The organism is Imperialibacter sp. EC-SDR9 (assembly GCF_902498805.1).
Lineage (GTDB): Bacteria > Bacteroidota > Bacteroidia > Cytophagales > Cyclobacteriaceae > Imperialibacter.
The window spans coordinates 108,241-124,245 of the sequence record NZ_LR701576.1 but is presented as its reverse complement, the minus strand read 5'-3'; the positions used below and the strand labels follow the sequence as shown (position 1 = coordinate 124,245).

General features: G+C 46.6%; 17 protein-coding genes. 6 read left to right on the top strand and 11 right to left on the bottom strand.

Features of this window, described 5'->3' with window-relative positions; translation table 11 throughout:
• Window positions 1–15 precede the first annotated feature (15 nt).
• From GC130_RS04900 to GC130_RS04890, 3 genes are all read right to left on the bottom strand, one after another.
• A complete protein-coding gene (locus GC130_RS04900; protein WP_151997156.1) occupies window positions 16–282 on the bottom strand; it encodes a NifU family protein in 267 nt (88 codons plus the stop codon).
• Between the two features lie 3 nt (window positions 283–285).
• The gene (locus tag GC130_RS04895) at window positions 286–1,383 is read right to left on the bottom strand and encodes an Mrp/NBP35 family ATP-binding protein (RefSeq protein ID WP_151997155.1); all 1,098 of its coding nucleotides are present in this window, start codon (window positions 1,381–1,383) and stop codon (window positions 286–288) included.
• 128 nt (window positions 1,384–1,511) lie between these two features.
• Entirely contained in the window at window positions 1,512–2,171 is a 660-nt protein-coding gene (locus tag GC130_RS04890) for a hypothetical protein (RefSeq protein ID WP_151997154.1), read from the bottom strand.
• A gap of 159 nt (window positions 2,172–2,330) precedes the next feature.
• Here GC130_RS04890 and dnaG point away from each other — a divergent pair, with 159 nt between their 5' ends.
• From dnaG to surE, 4 genes are all read left to right on the top strand, one after another.
• Window positions 2,331–4,295 (top strand): DNA primase, encoded by a 1,965-nt coding sequence (dnaG, locus tag GC130_RS04885; RefSeq protein ID WP_151997153.1) that lies wholly within the window; start codon window positions 2,331–2,333, stop codon window positions 4,293–4,295.
• A gap of 117 nt (window positions 4,296–4,412) precedes the next feature.
• The gene (locus tag GC130_RS04880) at window positions 4,413–5,633 is read left to right on the top strand and encodes a bifunctional 3,4-dihydroxy-2-butanone-4-phosphate synthase/GTP cyclohydrolase II (protein WP_151997152.1); all 1,221 of its coding nucleotides are present in this window, start codon (window positions 4,413–4,415) and stop codon (window positions 5,631–5,633) included.
• 86 nt (window positions 5,634–5,719) lie between these two features.
• Window positions 5,720–6,298, top strand: coding sequence for a hypothetical protein (locus tag GC130_RS04875; RefSeq protein ID WP_151997151.1), 579 nt, complete (start codon window positions 5,720–5,722; stop codon window positions 6,296–6,298).
• A gap of 6 nt (window positions 6,299–6,304) precedes the next feature.
• Window positions 6,305–7,081, top strand: a complete 777-nt coding sequence (surE, locus tag GC130_RS04870; RefSeq protein ID WP_151997150.1) for a 5'/3'-nucleotidase SurE — start codon at window positions 6,305–6,307, stop codon at window positions 7,079–7,081.
• On the opposite strand, the gene GC130_RS04865 is transcribed toward surE, so the two are convergent.
• The 7 genes from GC130_RS04865 to GC130_RS04835 all read right to left on the bottom strand — a co-directional run bounded on the left by GC130_RS04865 (window position 7,078) and on the right by GC130_RS04835 (window position 14,793).
• The gene (locus tag GC130_RS04865; RefSeq protein WP_151997149.1) at window positions 7,078–7,908 is read right to left on the bottom strand and encodes a DUF6048 family protein; all 831 of its coding nucleotides are present in this window, start codon (window positions 7,906–7,908) and stop codon (window positions 7,078–7,080) included. The two genes, surE and GC130_RS04865, sit on opposite strands and share 4 nt — an antisense overlap.
• Window positions 7,895–8,608, bottom strand: a complete 714-nt coding sequence (locus GC130_RS04860; RefSeq protein WP_151997148.1) for a hypothetical protein — start codon at window positions 8,606–8,608, stop codon at window positions 7,895–7,897. Before GC130_RS04860 ends, GC130_RS04865 begins: the two co-directional genes overlap by 14 nt.
• Before the next feature lie 29 nt (window positions 8,609–8,637).
• Window positions 8,638–11,115: a primosomal protein N' gene (gene priA, locus GC130_RS04855; RefSeq protein ID WP_151997147.1), complete on the bottom strand. Its 2,478-nt coding sequence runs from the start codon at window positions 11,113–11,115 to the stop codon at window positions 8,638–8,640.
• On the bottom strand, window positions 11,115–11,528 hold the full coding sequence (locus GC130_RS29200; protein ID WP_193217770.1) for a PIN domain-containing protein: 414 nt from the start codon (window positions 11,526–11,528) through the stop codon (window positions 11,115–11,117). Before GC130_RS29200 ends, priA begins: the two co-directional genes overlap by 1 nt.
• Window positions 11,518–11,727: a hypothetical protein gene (locus GC130_RS04845; RefSeq protein WP_151997145.1), complete on the bottom strand. Its 210-nt coding sequence runs from the start codon at window positions 11,725–11,727 to the stop codon at window positions 11,518–11,520. Before GC130_RS04845 ends, GC130_RS29200 begins: the two co-directional genes overlap by 11 nt.
• A gap of 76 nt (window positions 11,728–11,803) precedes the next feature.
• Entirely contained in the window at window positions 11,804–13,834 is a 2,031-nt protein-coding gene (locus GC130_RS04840) for a thioredoxin domain-containing protein (RefSeq protein ID WP_151997144.1), read from the bottom strand.
• On the bottom strand, window positions 13,831–14,793 hold the full coding sequence (locus GC130_RS04835; RefSeq protein ID WP_151997143.1) for a GSCFA domain-containing protein: 963 nt from the start codon (window positions 14,791–14,793) through the stop codon (window positions 13,831–13,833). The genes GC130_RS04840 and GC130_RS04835 overlap by 4 nt, the downstream gene beginning before the upstream one ends.
• Window positions 14,794–14,881: 88 nt before the next feature.
• Between GC130_RS04835 and GC130_RS04830 the strand changes: the two genes are divergently transcribed.
• Window positions 14,882–15,109, top strand: a complete 228-nt coding sequence (locus GC130_RS04830) for a DUF433 domain-containing protein (RefSeq protein WP_151997142.1) — start codon at window positions 14,882–14,884, stop codon at window positions 15,107–15,109.
• Window positions 15,106–15,456: a DUF5615 family PIN-like protein gene (locus tag GC130_RS04825; protein ID WP_151997141.1), complete on the top strand. Its 351-nt coding sequence runs from the start codon at window positions 15,106–15,108 to the stop codon at window positions 15,454–15,456. Before GC130_RS04830 ends, GC130_RS04825 begins: the two co-directional genes overlap by 4 nt.
• A 104-nt stretch (window positions 15,457–15,560) precedes the next feature.
• Here GC130_RS04825 and rplI read toward each other — a convergent pair whose 3' ends face one another.
• Window positions 15,561–16,004, bottom strand: coding sequence for a 50S ribosomal protein L9 (gene rplI / locus GC130_RS04820; RefSeq protein WP_151997140.1), 444 nt, complete (start codon window positions 16,002–16,004; stop codon window positions 15,561–15,563).
• Window position 16,005: the final 1 nt, after the last annotated feature.

Here is a 16,005-nt window from a genome sequence, read left to right as displayed (position 1 = left end):
CTAAAAATTATTTCGTCAAACCACAGCCACATTCACGGCTTCCACTTTGCTTATTTCCGGAACAGCTCTTTTAATAGCCTCTTCTACGCCGGCTTTCAGCGTCATGGCCGACATGGGGCACGATCCGCAGTTGCCGAGTAACTCAAGCTTTGCTACATTTCCTTCGTCAATGCTTAGTAGTTTGACATTTCCACCATCAGCCTCCAGATAAGGTCTGATTGAATCAAGCGCACTTTCTATGCGCCCCATCAAAGCTATATATTCAGGTGTGTCAGCAATCATTTCTTAAACATTAACTTCAACTACTTTCGTTTTTTCTTTGGCGGCATTTCTCATTGCCACCTGCTGAGCCACGGCCTGTGCAATTGCATTAAAAGCATCAGCCGTTACTCCGTCTTTCATTACTGCTGGGTATCCACTGTCGCCAGACTCTCTGATCGACTGCACCAGTGGCACCTCGCCAAGGAAAGGTGCATTATTTTTCTCGGCGAAAAGCTTGCCCCCGTTCTGGCCGAACAGATAGTATTTATTGTTCGGAAGTTCCTCAGGAGTAAAGTACGACATATTTTCAATGATTCCCAGCACAGGTACATTGATCTGAGGCTGCTTGAACATGGAATATGCCTTTTGAGCATCAGCCAGGGCTACTTTCTGAGGAGTGGTGACCACTACCGCACCAGTAACGGGCACCGTTTGCACAAGTGTCAGGTGTATATCACTTGTTCCCGGAGGAAGGTCAATTAGAAGGTAGTCAAGCTCTCCCCATTCCGTGTCGCCAATAAACTGCTTTAACGCTGAGCTGGCCATGGGTCCCCGCCACACCACGGCGTTGTCGGGAGGGGTAAGAAAACCTATCGATATCAGCTTGACGCCATACTGTTCTATTGGTAAAATTACGTTCTTTCCATTTTTCTCGATGATGCCGGGCTGCTCATGTTCGCAGTTAAACATAGTAGGGATGCTAGGCCCGAAAATGTCCGCATCAATAATGCCTACGCTGGCACCGCTTCTTGCAAGTGCTACGGCCAGATTGGACGTAACAGTGGATTTACCTACTCCACCTTTTCCCGATGAAATAGCAATGACGTTTTTTACACCTGGTAACAGGGGCGCATTGTCTCTGATTGAAGTAACATTGGAGGTCATCAAAATAGAAAGCTCCACAGCCTCTCCGAAATCAGCATAAATCACGTCCTCACACTGACTCCTGATGAGCTCCTTCAATGGACAGGCCGGCGTGGTAAGCTCCACGGCAAAACTGATCCTGGAGTCACCTACTTCCAGGTTTTTGATCATTCCAAGGGTCACCAGGTCTTTCTTCAAATCTGGGTCGTCCACCTTGCTCAACGACTTTAATACTTGTTCTTTACTGATTTGGGACATGTAGAAAATGGCTCTTCTGATGCAAAACTGTTGCAAATTAATGCTTATACCAGCATGTAACAATGAGAAGAAGGATAAAGTTGGGAAAGCTCAAAGTTTATTGAACGCATGAGGCTTTCAGAGGCCTTTCAACTAGCCTGAGGCGATTTCAAATCAAATTTCTGAAGGGCCACCAGAAAAAAACTCATGCCGGCAAGCATAATAAGATGAGCGAGATCGTCCCTGTTAAACCATGGGTGTATATTGATGTCGAACCCGTGAACAAAAGCGGCGGAGCTAAGAACAAGTATGCCAACAGGAAAATATACCAATTCTTTATATTTCCGGCTAAGTAAATAACCCCCTAGGCCCACAATAAGGGTAAGACCAATAATTGAGTTGTTTTTAGTCCAAGAAAAGTCAAAGGAGACGAAGGCCATGCCGGCCAGCATGATGATCATTTTCAAAAGGGAAAACAGCTGTAGTCTCTTTTTCCAAACCTCTTTTTCGGCGGGGATAAAGGCGTAAATGCCTCTTTCGGCAAAGTAGACTGACAAGATGCCGGTTGTCCAGGGAAGTATTTTTCCGGTGAGTCCCCAGTAGTGGAAAAGCCCGTGCCCAAGTCCTCCGAAAAATCCTGAAATGCCAAGGATGAGGAAGAACAAACTCCAGTTTTTGTATGGGGGAGAGGTGTTTTTACGCAGCTTAAAATACGCCATCACACCAAAAATGGTAATCAGCCAGTTCCACACAATCGCCATAGGCTCCATAATGATCAGGCCGCCCCATTCTACAGTAATCTTCTCCATCCGGGCAAAAGTAGTATCTTTTTCAAAATAGGTTTTCACCCTCTTTGATAAACGGAGCAATGCCTTTTACCTGAAAGTATCGCCAGACACGGATTGATCATCAACTTTGGGCCCGTCGGCTTTATCGGAGTCGGATTTACTTCGTAACTTCGAACCCCCATGCGCATCAGCGACCACATCATAACAGAAATACAATCCCGGATGGACATCCAGGAGGTGGTGTCCGACTATGTTTCGCTAAAGAAAAAGGGCCAGAACTTTTGGGCCTGCTGCCCCTTTCATGATGAGAAGTCGCCCAGCTTTTCAGTAGCTCCCAACAAGGGCATTTACAAGTGCTTTGGGTGCGGAAAAGGTGGCGACGCCATTTCTTTCATTATGGATATTGAGGGCCTCGGATATGTGGAGGCACTTAAGCACCTGGCCAACAAATATGGCATTGAGGTAGAAGAAGAGGAGGCCACACCCGACCAGATCAAGGAGTTCAATGAAAAGGAAAGCCTGCTGATCTTACTAGATCATGCCAAAGGGTATTATAAGCAGCTTTTGTGGGAAGATGATGAAGGGCAGGCCATTGGACTGAGCTATTTTAAAGAAAGGGGTTTCTCGGACGAAACCATCAAGGCCTTTGATCTGGGCTATAGCCACGACAAGTGGGACGGCTTCATGAAGTATGCCTCCAAGAATGGCTTCACTGAAGAGATGATGGAAAAGGCGGGCTTGGTTCTCGCCAAAGAAGACGGAAAAAAATATGACCGCTTCCGGGGAAGGGTCATGTTTCCAATTCATAACCCGTCGGGCAAGGTCATCGGATTTGGCGCCAGGATACTGAAAAAGGCAGAGAACCAGCCTAAATATATTAACTCCCCTGAGTCACCTGTTTACCATAAAAGCAATGTCCTTTTTGGGATGTTCCAGGCCAAGCAGGCTATTCGGAACGAGGACAATTGCTACCTGGTGGAAGGCTACACCGACGTTATTTCGATGCACCAGGCCGGTGTTAAGAATGTTGTGGCTTCTTCGGGTACCTCGCTCACACGTGAGCATATCAAACTCATCAGCCGCTTTACTCAGAATGTCACTACACTTTTTGACGGTGACGTTGCGGGAATCAAAGCGAGTATGCGAGGAATTGATATGCTGCTCGAAGAAGGGCTCAATGTGAGAGCGGTCGTTTTTCCGGAGGGAGAGGACCCCGACAGCTACTCTCAACAGCTGGGTGCTTCTGCGTTCAAAGCTTTCCTGGAAAAGAACAGCGAAGATTTTATTGCCTTCAAAACACATCTGTACCTTAAGGATGCCGGCAGCGACCCCATAAAAAAGGCGGGTACCATCAGGGAGATTGTGGGTAGCATTGCGAAGATACCTGACGCCATTAAGCGGCTTGTTTTTGCCAGGGAGTGCAGCCAGCTAATGGACATGGATGAGGCTGTGATTGTTGCTGAGATGAACAAAATGCTCATTGAGCAGGGGCAACAGCAGCAAAAGGAGAGGGAACGGCAGCAAACCAGGCAGCGGCTCGACCTCGACAGCTCCGGTTCAGCACCTGAGAGTTCACCTGATGCGGCTATTTCAACGCTCGCAAAGCCGGAGGTTGACCCAAAAATGATTCAGGAAAGGGAAAGCCTGAGGCTTTTGCTCAACTATGGTCAATTCGTGATAAAGGGAACCGAGGAAGTAGATCAGCTGCTCGCCGATTACTTTCTGCATGAAACAGACGAGGTGCATTTCAGTCACCCTGTGTATGCGCAAATCCTCGATATGTTTAAGAACAAGCTGGTAGATGGAGACGTGATAGATGCGGACTATGTGTTGAAGCATGGCACCGAACCAATGAAGAAAGAAGTGATCGATTTGATTACTGAGCGGCATGAGGTGAGCCATCATTGGACTGAGAAGTTCGACATCAAAGTAAACAGTGAAAGAAACGACCTGAAAGGTGCTACCTATGCCAATATCGTCAGGCTTAAGCTTCGGACAGTCAGGGCAGTGATCAAAGAGAATCTTGACAAATTGAAAACTGCGGAAACTGAGGCCGAGCAGGTGGAGATAATGGAGCACCATGAGGCACTCAAGAAGATAGAAATGGGTTTAGCTGGAATCCTTGGTGTTGTCACCGTCGGTTAAGGCCCGGCAGAGCTTCTGATTTGCCAGTATGCATATTAAAATGAACCTTTGCGGAATACTTTTGATTTTAAGAGTGTTAAAAAATTAGCAGACACCCCGAAGGGTGCAATTAGCCCGATGCAAGAAAATATAGAACTCGATAAAATAGAGGACGCCATTGAGGCGATAAAAAGAGGAGAGATCATCATCGTAGTTGACGACGAGGACAGAGAAAACGAAGGCGATTTTATATGTGCTGCGGAAACTGTCACTCCTGAAATCATCAATTTCATGGCTACCCACGGCAGAGGTCTTATTTGCGTGCCATTGGTGGAAGAGCGATGCGAAGAGCTGGGGCTGGAACTGATGGTTGGCAAAAACACAGCGCTTCACGAAACGCCATTTACTGTGTCGGTAGACCTGAGAGGCAGGGGAGTAACCACAGGCATTTCCGCCAAAGACAGGTCGGTGACTATTCAGGCGCTTGTTGACCCAAAGGCTCAGCCGGAAGAGTTTGGGAAGCCCGGTCACATTTTCCCCCTAAAAGCTAAGAAAGGTGGCGTTCTGCGGCGTTCAGGTCACACAGAAGCAGCGATTGATTTTGCCAGAATGGCGGGGCTTTACCCTGCTGGAGTGCTGGTTGAGATTATGAATGAGGATGGCTCTATGGCCCGCCTGCCAGACCTTAAAAAAGTAGCCGAAAGGTTCAATCTCAAACTTGTCTCTATCAAAGACCTGATCACTTATCGTCTTGAGAAGGAGTCTCTGATAGAAAAACTGGTGGATGTGAAGATGCCCACAGAATATGGTACCTTTCAGCTTCATGCGTATAAGCAGAAAAACACAGGCGAGCAGCATCTGGCACTCGTAAAGGGAGCCTGGGAGCCAGGTGAGCCAGTCCTGGTAAGGGTACACTCTTCCTGTGTTACGGGCGATATATTTGGCTCTCACAGGTGTGATTGCGGCGAACAGCTTCATAATGCCATGACAATGGTGGAAAAGGAAGGTAAAGGTGTCGTGTTATATATGAACCAGGAGGGCCGTGGTATAGGACTGGAGGCGAAACTGAGAGCCTACAAGCTACAGGAGGAGGGAATGGATACCGTGGAAGCTAACCTTCATTTGGGGTATAAAATGGATGAAAGAGATTATGGCGTTGGTGCACAGATACTACGAGATCTTGGCATCAGTAAATTACGTTTGATCACGAACAACCCCAAGAAAAGAGCAGGTTTGCTGGGATATGGCTTGGAAATTGTAGACAACCTGGCAATTGAGGTGGCTCCTAATGAGTTTAATGAAAAGTACCTCACAACCAAACGTGATAAAATGGGTCATTTGATTTTGAAAGAGAAATAGTGGTTCGTTTTGCTTTGGAAATGTAATATTGTAGTATGAGGAGGATGGGAAAGTACTCGTTTTTTTTATTTTTTTTATTTTCTCTTTTGATCAGTAGTTCAGCCTATGCTCAGTATTTTCCTTCAGAGTATTGGCACGACGGCTGGATAGTGAATGATGATGCTGACACCCTGAGAGGGGAGATCAAATACGACCTGCCGAACGACTTGGTGCAAGTAAGAAACCGGGATCGGATCAACACTTTCTCAAGCCGCAAAATTGTCTTCATAGAATTTTACGACAAGACAACCGAAAACTACAGGCAGTTTTATTCGCTGCCTTATGCAGTGAACTACGACTACAAGGTGCCGATGCTTTTCGAACTGTTGTACGAGGGCGAGCTGTCCTTGCTGACCAGAGAGGCAATAATTCAGGAAACTGTGCCGTCTGTTCAAAGCTATTCTTTTAGTGGCTACAACCAAACGAGGCAAAGGCTTGACTATAGTTTCTACTTTCTTGACAAAAAAGGCAATATAAGACTGTATAACGGGAAGAAGCCCGAGCTTCAGGATGCTATGCGTGACCGATGGTCGGAAGTAAAGCCTTTCATGAAAAAAAATCGTTTATCGCCAGATAAGATCAGAGACCTTGTGCGTATCGTGGCCTTTTACAACTCAGTGAAATAATTGACAATGGCAAAAAAGAAACCCCTCATCCTCGTTTCCAACGACGATGGAATAACCAGTCGTGGCATTAGGAAACTGGTGGAGCTGATGAAAACACTTGGTGAGGTAGTTGTGGTAGCACCCGACAGTCCGCAATCAGGCATGGGACATGCCATCACCATTGGCGACACCTTGAGGTTGGACACGGACGATATTTTTGGCGATGTAAAGGCTTATAAATGCAGCGGAACACCAGCCGACTGCGTGAAAATTGGTAAGCACTATATATTGAAAGACATCCGGCCCGACCTGGTCGTTAGTGGCATCAATCATGGAAGTAATACGTCGATCAGCGTATTATACTCAGGTACCATGTCGGCGGCCATAGAAGCCGCCATGGAGGGTTTGCCAGCTATCGGGTTCTCGCTATGTGATTATTCACAGGAAGCAGATTTCTCCCATGTGGACGAATTCATTCTGAAAATAGCAAAGCAGGCATTGGAAAAGGGTATCCCGAAGGGGGTAGCGCTCAATGTGAATATTCCACCAAAGAGGAACGAGGCCATCAAAGGCATTAAAATGTGCCGCCAGGCGAATGCCAAATGGCAAGAGGAATTCGATTTGCGCCACGACCCCTACGGTCGTCAGTATTTCTGGATGGCGGGAAACTTTGTGAACTTCGACAAGGGCGAGGACAACGACGAATGGGCCATTGCCAATAACTATATCTCCATCGTACCTTGCCAGTACGACCTGACTGCTCACCATGCATTGCCTATCCTTAACGACGAATGGGACTTCTAGTCTTCTGATTCAGGCACCACTACCACAGGAGGGTGGAAGAAGTTAAGCTTGTACTTCAAAAATAGATTAACAGCGGGTACTCCGCTGCCAACCGTTTTCCCATAGCCTGGAACAATAAGCACATCCGGATCGCCTGGGTTATCAATATTGATCAAATGGCGGTAAGACGCCCTGAATCCCAGCCAGAAATTGCCTCTGAAGTTTCCTTCTGACTGAATAGAAATCTCCAGCCAGCTTGCCTTAAGGCCACCTCGGGCGTAGGCCCTTTCGTAGGGTTCGAATAGACCCGAGCCACTTTCTATGGTGGTTACCCCGGAGTCTTCAAAAGACGCCATGCCGTACTGTGCACCAAGCAGTAATTTATTTTTAGGGTTAATGGCTAATTGGTAGAACATACCGGGCTTTATATACGTGCCGGTGGCGTTGTAGTCGGAGTTTTTGTAGGCTCCCGTTGGGTTGATGCTGCCGTAGCCATAACTGATGCTGCCGACATACCTATTTTCAAACACAGCCTGGATACCTCCCTCCGCCTTGCTTTCGAAAGGGGTGGGCAATGTAAGCAGCTTTCCATAGTCGAGAAGGAGGTGCAGCTCCGTCAGAAACGGATAGTCGGTGGTATCCTTTACCTTCGCAGGTTTCATTTCCGCCTCCTCATCGTTTTCTTCCTCAATGGCGGGAAGCTCCGGTTTGGCGGTCTTGGTTGTATCAGCCAGGCCATCTGGATTCACCCGTGTTCTTGGTGGTTTTGGCCTGCCAATATCCTGGCCGTAAGCCGACAGGCTGACCAGCGCAAATAACAACAATATGGCAGCCTTAGAAATAGACATTGATGGTAGTTTTTGTGCTCAGGCAAGGGTCAGGTAATGCTTTGCAGTATACTTTCACACTGTCAAATGAAAACTTGTCGTCGGTTCTTTCAATGTTGGTGCCAATAAGCCTGGTGTAGCTCTTGGCCGTAAGGTCTTCAATAAACGAATAAGTAAGCTCCATGCTATCCACCTTACCATTGATTTCGAAATAGTACACCTGACTAGTTGCATTCATGTTCAAAGGCAGACTGAAAGTGTTGGCGCTGTCTGAATACGAAACTTTATTGCCATTGGCGGTGATGCTACTGATCAAAACTGTGCCTTTGTTAATAGCTGCCGCTGTTTTGGTGAGCGGTGTCTTTGCTGCTGCAAGGGCGGCTTGTTCTGTGGTAATCTCCGTTTGCCTGGCCATGACTTCTGTGATCGCTGCCTGCACTGAATCTCTTTCGGGGATCAGATCATTGTTGCCTTCAGTAATTTGCTTGTTGAGGGAAGTTAGTGAGGTGTTGAGTGCCGAAAGCTGAGTAGTACGAGCTGTTTTTTCCGTAGTTAAATGTTTGACAGCAGTGTCGATCGCTGCAATGGCCGAATTAATTTTTTGCAGACTGTCAATGTTGAAAAACCTGACTTTTACCGCTGGCTCTTTTTCGTAAGGTTCTACCTCGCCAAGACAAGACCACAGCAAGGTGCCTGCCAATAGGAAAAGAAGAATTTGCAAATAGTTTATGTTTTTGCCCAGCTTCATAGTTACTGCGGATCGACATCAAAAATAACGGATGTCTGGCGGAATATTTTATCCTGTTGCAATTCTTCCACCTTTTGAGTCAGGAATTCTTTGGCCTTGGGGATAGAAATGCCACCTTTTTCCAACTTGATGGTAATTTCCTGATGGTATTGATTTCGTATTCTTGCTATTAACGGTTCCTGGGGGCCAAGTATTCTGTGGCCTCCCAGCGAACTTTGAATACTTTTCAAATAGTGGTTGGCGGTTTCCCAAACCAGTTGTTTATCCTGGTTTCGGAAAAGCACCCGGATCATTCGCACAAATGGCGGGTAGTGAAAGCTTTCCCGCTCCAAAATCTCCATCTGGTAGAATCGCTTGTAGTCGTTGGTTCGTACTAAATGAAAGACAGGCTGCTCGGGGTTGTTGGTCTGAATGATCACTTTGCCATTATTTGATCGCCGGCCAGCCCGGCCACTTACCTGTGTCATCATTTGAAAGGCCCGCTCATGCGAACGAAAGTCGGGGAAATGAATGATGCGGTCGATGTCCAAAATGCCCACCAGCTCTACATGGTCAAAATCGAGACCTTTGGTGATCATTTGTGTGCCTACCAGCACATCGATTTCACCATTTTCAAAGTTTTCGATGAGCTGTTCGTAAGTACTTCTCGTACGGGTCGTATCGTAGTCCATTCGGCTGATGCGGCCGGCGAGAAGCAACACCTTTAAATCATCTTCCAGCTTTTCCGTACCGAAACCAATCGTTTTTATTTTGGCTGAACCGCACGCCTCACAATGCGACGGAAGGGGTTCACGGAAACCACAGTAGTGGCAGAGCAGCTCCTGCCGGTACATGTGATACGTTAAGCTCACCGAGCAGTTGGCGCACTTGGGTATGTGGGCACAGTCTTCGCAGTGAAGATAGGGTGCATAGCCTCTCCTGTTCTGAAAAAGGATGACTTGTTTATTTTCTTCCAGGGTTTGCTCAATGGCTTGCAACAAGCCCGGCGACAGGTCGCCGTGCATTCGTTTTTTCTTTCGCTCATCTTTCAGGTCAATGAGGGCAGTTTCCGGCATTTGCACTTCACCAAACCGGGTTTCCAGTGTTACCAGTCCGTACTTTTCATACACGGCGTTGTAGTAGCTCTCAACAGACGGCGTAGCGGAACCTAACAATATTTTGGCATGGTGAATCTGCCCCAGCATAATGGCCGTGTCACGGGCGTGGTAGCGGGGCGCCGGGTCATATTGCTTGTACGACGACTCGTGCTCCTCATCGATAATGATAAGAGAAAGGTTGTTGAAGGGCAGGAAAACTGATGACCGCACACCTACGACTATTGGGAATCGGCCGGAAAGCACGCCGTTCCAAACTTCGACCCGCTCATTGTCGGAGTACTTGGAATGATAAATGCCGATTTTGTCGCCGAAGACTTTTTTCAGGCGGCGAAGAATCTGGGCTGTGAGTGCAATTTCCGGAAGCAAATAAAGCGCCTGAGCTCCTTCGTCCAGCACTTGCTGGAGCAGGCGAATGTAGATCTCCGTTTTACCGCTGCCGGTAACACCGTGCAGTAGCACCGTCGATTTTTTCTCGAAGAGGCCATGGATTTCGGATAGTTTCTCTTCCTGCAATGAGGTTAGCTCAGGGATAACCGCTTCCTTCTTTTTTGGCTCGCCAAATCTTGAAATTACCTTATCAAATTCTTCGAACACCCCATTTTTTACTAAAGTGCCAAGCGACGAAGTCGAAAGGCCCGATGCAAGGAATTCCCCTTTGGGAACTCCCAGCTGGTTTCTGTCTTTCAGCTCATTCACAGGCACTTCTCTAAGGTATTTCATTACCAGCTCAAGTTGTTTTTCTTTCTTTTCGAGCTTTTGAAAGAGCGCTTCCAGCGCCAGTAGATCATTCTCCAGGGATGCTTGCAGCCGCACCCGCCTTTCTTTTTTCGGCTTGTACTTTTCAATGAGCTGCTCAAAAATCAGGATCGCTCCTTTGGCTGATAGCGATTTGATAAGGTGGTAGATGTTTTTAACGCCGGTGATCTGCGAAATCTCGTCATAGCTCAGGTGTTCTTTTTCTTCCAGCGCTTCTACTACCTTCCACTCTGAGTCGGAATAGGTGTGGGCACCATCATCGGGGTCGAAGTCCGGGTGTTTCTGCACCATCGATTTGCTGCTGAGTTTTAGTCCGGACGGAAGGGCGGCGTTGAGTACTTCACCAGGCGTGCACATGTAGTAGCTGGCCATCCACTGAATAAGTTGGAGCTGCTGGTCAACAATTACCGGCTGGTCGTCCAGCACATCCAGAATTTCACGGGCTTCATAGTTCTCGGGTTTGGTGCTATGAAGTTGAACGATAACACCGGTTAGTACTTTCTTTTGCCCAAAAGGCACAATCACTCTTCTGCCAGATTCAGCTTTGTCGACATGCTCCGCCGGCACCTCGTAGGTAAACAACCTCGGGATAGGCACAGGAAGGAGGATGTCGGCGAAAGAAGTCATTAAATGCTTACGAATGGATTTACAATCGTGACTGTTTCCTCAATGACCTGACCGCTCTGTAAATCTTCTGAGTAAAGAATTTTACAATCAGATTCAATTGCTGAGGCAATAATAAGGCTGTCAAAGAAGGAGAATTTATATCTGAATGCTAGCTGGCAACTCTTTAAAATTATGGCGTCTGTGTTCGTAAATACTCTGTTGTTTTGACAACATTCAATGATGGCTTTTTGAGTGTCATCGAAGGTGAAATGAAATTTTCTTGTGATAATATTGGTAAGTTCCTGAAGGACTTGAGTGCTTATATATGAGTTAAACTTTGTAATTAGATTCCTTGAAACGGCTTGTTTCTCTATTTCATTTTTAGAGTAAGCATAGATGAGGATATTACTGTCGAAAAATATCTTATCGTTCATTGGCTTCATCACGGTCAAATCGGAAACCGGAAGTGTCAATAGAAATTGAAGAGAACGAGACTTTCTTGGGTATTGTCTTTTCTCTCTCTACTCCTTCATTTTTCCTGAAGGCAATTACTTCTATTTCTGTGCCAACATAATCGGCAGGTACTTCGATTGAAATCTGTTGTTTTTTAGGGATCAAGCTGGCTCTTATCATAGTTTTAGTTCATTTGCCTGCTTATCAAAGATAGCCAAAATACTCCATATAGTGAGTTGCTGACCTTATCTTCCGATTAAACAATCAACGACAAAGCTTCTTTAACAGTCCCCACCGGTCGCTGGCAGGCTCTGTCGTAACAAACATAAATTGTGGCCTTTTCATTCACCGTCTTTTTGCCGGTTAGTATCGGAAGGGCATCGGTCTCGGTTTCAGAAATGGCCACCACCTTGTTGGGTAAGTAGGTCTGTTGAAGCTCACTGGCAAGCTTGCCCGCACCGGACCCTACTATGGCTATTTCCGCCGTTGGCTTGGCCAGCTGTCCTGCCATCATTGCCCAGTTGGTGAGGTAGTCGGGCTCCGTCAGTATCAACGCCTTGAGCCTGGCAGTCATTTCCTCAGCGAGAGTAAGGTAGTGGTTGTTTTCAAAGTAAAGCCCCAGCTTGAGCAGGTTGTGTGCCATCATCGAATTGGTGGAAGGGATGACGTTGTCAAATACTTCCTTCTTTCGGGTGATCAATTTTTCTCCCTTGCCCGAGGTGTAGTAGAAAAGCCGCTCTTCCTTATCGAAGAACTCATTCATTACTTGTTCGGACAACAAATAGGCAAACTGTAGCCATTCCCGATCAAAGTTGGCTTCGTAGAGCTTCACAAATCCGTCAATGACAGCAGCATAGTCTTCCAGATAGCCATAAAGTTTGGCCTGACCATTTTTGTAGGTACGATGCAGTACGCCGTTGTTCCACGCCTTGCTTTTGATAAACGAAGCGCAGTTGGCAGCGAGCTTGCCAAATTTATCTTCTTTGAAAACAATTGCTGTATCCGCCAGGCCTTTGATCAAAAGCCCGTTCCATCCGGTGAGGATCTTGTCGTCAAGTCCAGGTCTTATTCTAGAAGCCCTTACTTGCATAGCCCGCTCGTTGAAGGCAGCCACAGCCTGCTTAGCCTGTGCCATTGGTAATTGATTTCGCTTGGCTACTACTTCGATGGGGTCGGTAACAAACAGGATATTCCTGCCGTGTTCCCAGTTGCCATTGTCAGAGATATTGTAGTAGTCTTTGATGAATTCCTTTTGGTCGCCTGCTATTGCCTCAAACTCCGGTTTGGTCCAGGTGTAAAACTTGCCTTCTACACCTTCGCTGTCGGCATCAAGGGCAGCGAAAAAGCCACCTTCTTCGTGCAGCATTTCCCGCTCCAACCATTCCACCGTTTGATACACTACCGTTTTGAACAGCGGATTCTCTGTTACCTGATATGCCTCCGAATACAAGCTGAGGAGCTGGGCGTTGTCGTACAGCATCTTTTCAAAGTGAGGAGCAAACCATTCGCCATCCACCGAATAGCGGGCGAAGCCACCGCCAGCCTGATCGTAGATGCCACCCTGTGCCATTTTGATTAGTGTGAAGTGCACATGATCAATCAATTGCTGGCTGTTGGTGGAATGTCCATGACGAAGCAGGAATAGCCAAATGCTGGGCATAGGGAACTTAGGAGCTTTTTGCAGCCCTCCCCAAACTGTGTCGAACTTTGGGATCAGTCTGCCAGCCGCAGAGCTGATTTCCGCCAATGAAAAGCTGCTTTTCGGCGAAGAAAGGCTGAACTGTTCCAGCACACTACCACCAAGGTGGTCAGCGAACTTCTCAGCTGAGTCTTCGAGTTCTTGCCTCTGTTTACTAAATGCCTCAGCTACATTCTCGAGCAGGCCAGCCCATTTTTTGGCAGGGAAGTAAGTGCCTCCATAGAAGGGTTTTTGCTCCGGCGTAAGAAACACATTGAGGGGCCAGCCGCCGCTCAGTCCCATCGCTTGCACGGCATCCATGTACACCTGATCCACATCGGGCCGTTCCTCCCGGTCGACTTTGATGCACACATAGTGGTCGTTCATGAGCTGGGCGATGGCTTCGTTTTCAAACGACTCATGTTCCATCACGTGACACCAATGGCAGGCAGAGTAACCGATACTGAGAATAATAGGCTTGTCTTCTTTCAGTGCCTTGTTCAGCGCTTCTTCTCCCCATGGATGCCAGTCGACGGGGTTGTAGGCGTGTTGTAGCAGGTAGGGGCTTGTTTCACTGATCAGCTTGTTGGGCTGCGGGCCTTTGGTCATAGAATTTCCTTTTTCAGGGCTTGTATCTCTTGTTCTAAATTCAATTGGCTACTCAATTGTTCCATTTCTTCCAGTGTCTTTTTCAAAAAAGCCTGATGGTGTGCCGAAGCCGGGTGAAAAGGCTTGTGTTCAAGGTTTTTTTTCAACTTCTGCCACTTAAGAATCAGCTGCCTGGTGGACTCCTCGAAGTAAGCCCCGGAGAACTTTTCCCAGATATAGTCGTGCGCTGTTTCGTTGGGGTGGATCATGTCCTTCTCGTAGAAGCGATAGTCCCGCAGGTCGTCCATCATGATCTCGTAGGAGGGAAAGTAGCTAACCTCAGGGAATGCGGTCATTTCAGCCACCGCCACCCGCAGGATGGACTTACTTTGGCTGTTGACGACCAGTGTGTCTTTGACATGCCGTACGGGGCTAACAGTGACTATCATTTGGATGCCGGAATTGACCTGAAAAAGCTGGTTCCGCACATTTTCGTAGGCTCTGATCACCTCTTTAACCGACAATATCCTTTTTGAAAATTGACTGGCAGGCACTTTGTGGCAATTCGCTACTATTTCTCCTGAGCGTTCGTATACTACGGCCGTGCCTAAAGTAATGATGAGCCATTTTGCATCAGCGAGCGCTTTGGTGTTTTTTTGCTCAAGCTGTTGCACCTCTGCCTGGAGTTCTTCTTTGGTTCTCTTCCCAAACTTTGAATGCAGGTCGAAGTGCTGGTAAATGCCCTGACTTTCAACGATTCCTTCTTTTGGAAAACTGGTGTTGCTTGCAGCTTGTGAAAGCAGCTTGAAAATGGAGACAGGGTTGTAAACGGTGCCAAATGGATTGATGTCGACTGAAAACTTGCTTTCAGCCATGCGATTGCCCATGACATCAGCAAAGCAGGAGCCTATGGTCAGGATCGAATCCTGATGGGTGATTAAATGCTGATGTGGCGTTATGCTAATTTCGGTGCGAAACATGTCGCAAAATAAGTAAATAACGTATGGAGAAGCATCGTTATTTAAGATGCATGAATTTTTGTAGATTTAATCTGTTAATACTTTAGTTATGACTGACTACAAACAAATTATTACAATTGAACCAGGGAAGAGAGGAGGCAAGCCGTGTATCCGTGGAATGCGTATTACTGTTAGTGATATTCTTGGTTGGTTGGCTTCAGGGATGACGGTTCAGGAAATATTGGCTGACTTCGACGAACTGACCGAAACGGATATATATGCAGCCTTAAGTTACGCAGCTGATAGGGAGAATAGGATTTATCAGGTGTCCCAATGAAAATCTTGTTCGATCAGAATATCTCTCATAGAATTCTGAAATACCTTCCGATCGAATTTTCCAACGCTACACATGTTAAAAAGGAAGGCCTGATCAATGTTCGGGACAATGCTATTTGGGAATTTGCTAAGGTTAATGGCTATACCATAGTAACACAAGACTCCGATTTCAATGATCTTAATTTACTTTATGGGTTTCCTCCAAAAATAATCTGGATACGCACTGGCAACCTCAAAACACAGATGATAGTAGAGATTTTAACAGAATATCAGCATGAGATTTATCAATTTCTTCAAGATGATAGTTTCGGGTGTTTTGAGATAGTAAGTTTCAGATCAAATAACTAACTAAGTTAACCTAATGCTGAGTGAAAGAGTTACTCAGTTATGAAGGTTTACGCACAAAAAAAGGCGCCTTGAGAGCGCCTTTTCTTTATGATCTTGTATTCGGATTACTCACCGACAACATTCACAGTGATCTCGTGCTTCACATTCTTGTGAAGATCAAGCAGTACCGTGTGTTCACCAACGTTCTTCACAGCCTCTTTGAAAGTGATTCTCTTACGATCTACTTCAAATCCTTTGTCTTTCAGAGCGTCAGAAATTTGAAGAGCTGTAACAGCACCAAATATTTTGCCGCTTTCGCCAGCTTTGGTGTTGATAGTTACAACCAACTCGCCGATAGATGCAGCAAGCGCCTGAGCGTCCTGAATGATCTTCTCTGCTTTGTGAGCAGCCTGGCGGATGTTTTCTTCAACTTGCTTCTTATTGGAGTTATTGGCGATAATAGCCAATCCCTGAGGAATCAGGTAGTTACGTCCAAACCCTGGCTTTACAGAAACTGTATCGTTTTTGTAGCCAACGCCTTTTACGTCTTCTTTTAGTATAATTTCCATG

Bases quoted from the DNA above. Each gene is read 5' to 3' on its own strand.
- GC130_RS04900 (WP_151997156.1), bottom strand. From the start codon at position 282: ATGATTGCTGACACACCTGAATATATAGCTTTGATGGGGCGCATAGAA.
- GC130_RS04895 (WP_151997155.1), bottom strand. From the start codon at position 1,383: ATGTCCCAAATCAGTAAAGAACAAGTATTAAAGTCGTTGAGCAAGGTG.
- GC130_RS04890 (WP_151997154.1), bottom strand. From the start codon at position 2,171: ATGGAGAAGATTACTGTAGAATGGGGCGGCCTGATCATTATGGAGCCT.
- dnaG (WP_151997153.1), top strand. From the start codon at position 2,331: ATGCGCATCAGCGACCACATCATAACAGAAATACAATCCCGGATGGAC.
- GC130_RS04880 (WP_151997152.1), top strand. From the start codon at position 4,413: ATGCAAGAAAATATAGAACTCGATAAAATAGAGGACGCCATTGAGGCG.
- surE (WP_151997150.1), top strand. From the start codon at position 6,305: ATGGCAAAAAAGAAACCCCTCATCCTCGTTTCCAACGACGATGGAATA.
- GC130_RS04865 (WP_151997149.1), bottom strand. From the start codon at position 7,908: ATGTCTATTTCTAAGGCTGCCATATTGTTGTTATTTGCGCTGGTCAGC.
- priA (WP_151997147.1), bottom strand. From the start codon at position 11,115: ATGACTTCTTTCGCCGACATCCTCCTTCCTGTGCCTATCCCGAGGTTG.
- GC130_RS29200 (WP_193217770.1), bottom strand. From the start codon at position 11,528: ATGAACGATAAGATATTTTTCGACAGTAATATCCTCATCTATGCTTAC.
- GC130_RS04845 (WP_151997145.1), bottom strand. From the start codon at position 11,727: ATGATAAGAGCCAGCTTGATCCCTAAAAAACAACAGATTTCAATCGAA.
- GC130_RS04840 (WP_151997144.1), bottom strand. From the start codon at position 13,834: ATGACCAAAGGCCCGCAGCCCAACAAGCTGATCAGTGAAACAAGCCCC.
- GC130_RS04835 (WP_151997143.1), bottom strand. From the start codon at position 14,793: ATGTTTCGCACCGAAATTAGCATAACGCCACATCAGCATTTAATCACC.
- GC130_RS04830 (WP_151997142.1), top strand. From the start codon at position 14,882: ATGACTGACTACAAACAAATTATTACAATTGAACCAGGGAAGAGAGGA.
- GC130_RS04825 (WP_151997141.1), top strand. From the start codon at position 15,106: ATGAAAATCTTGTTCGATCAGAATATCTCTCATAGAATTCTGAAATAC.
- rplI (WP_151997140.1), bottom strand. From the start codon at position 16,004: ATGGAAATTATACTAAAAGAAGACGTAAAAGGCGTTGGCTACAAAAAC.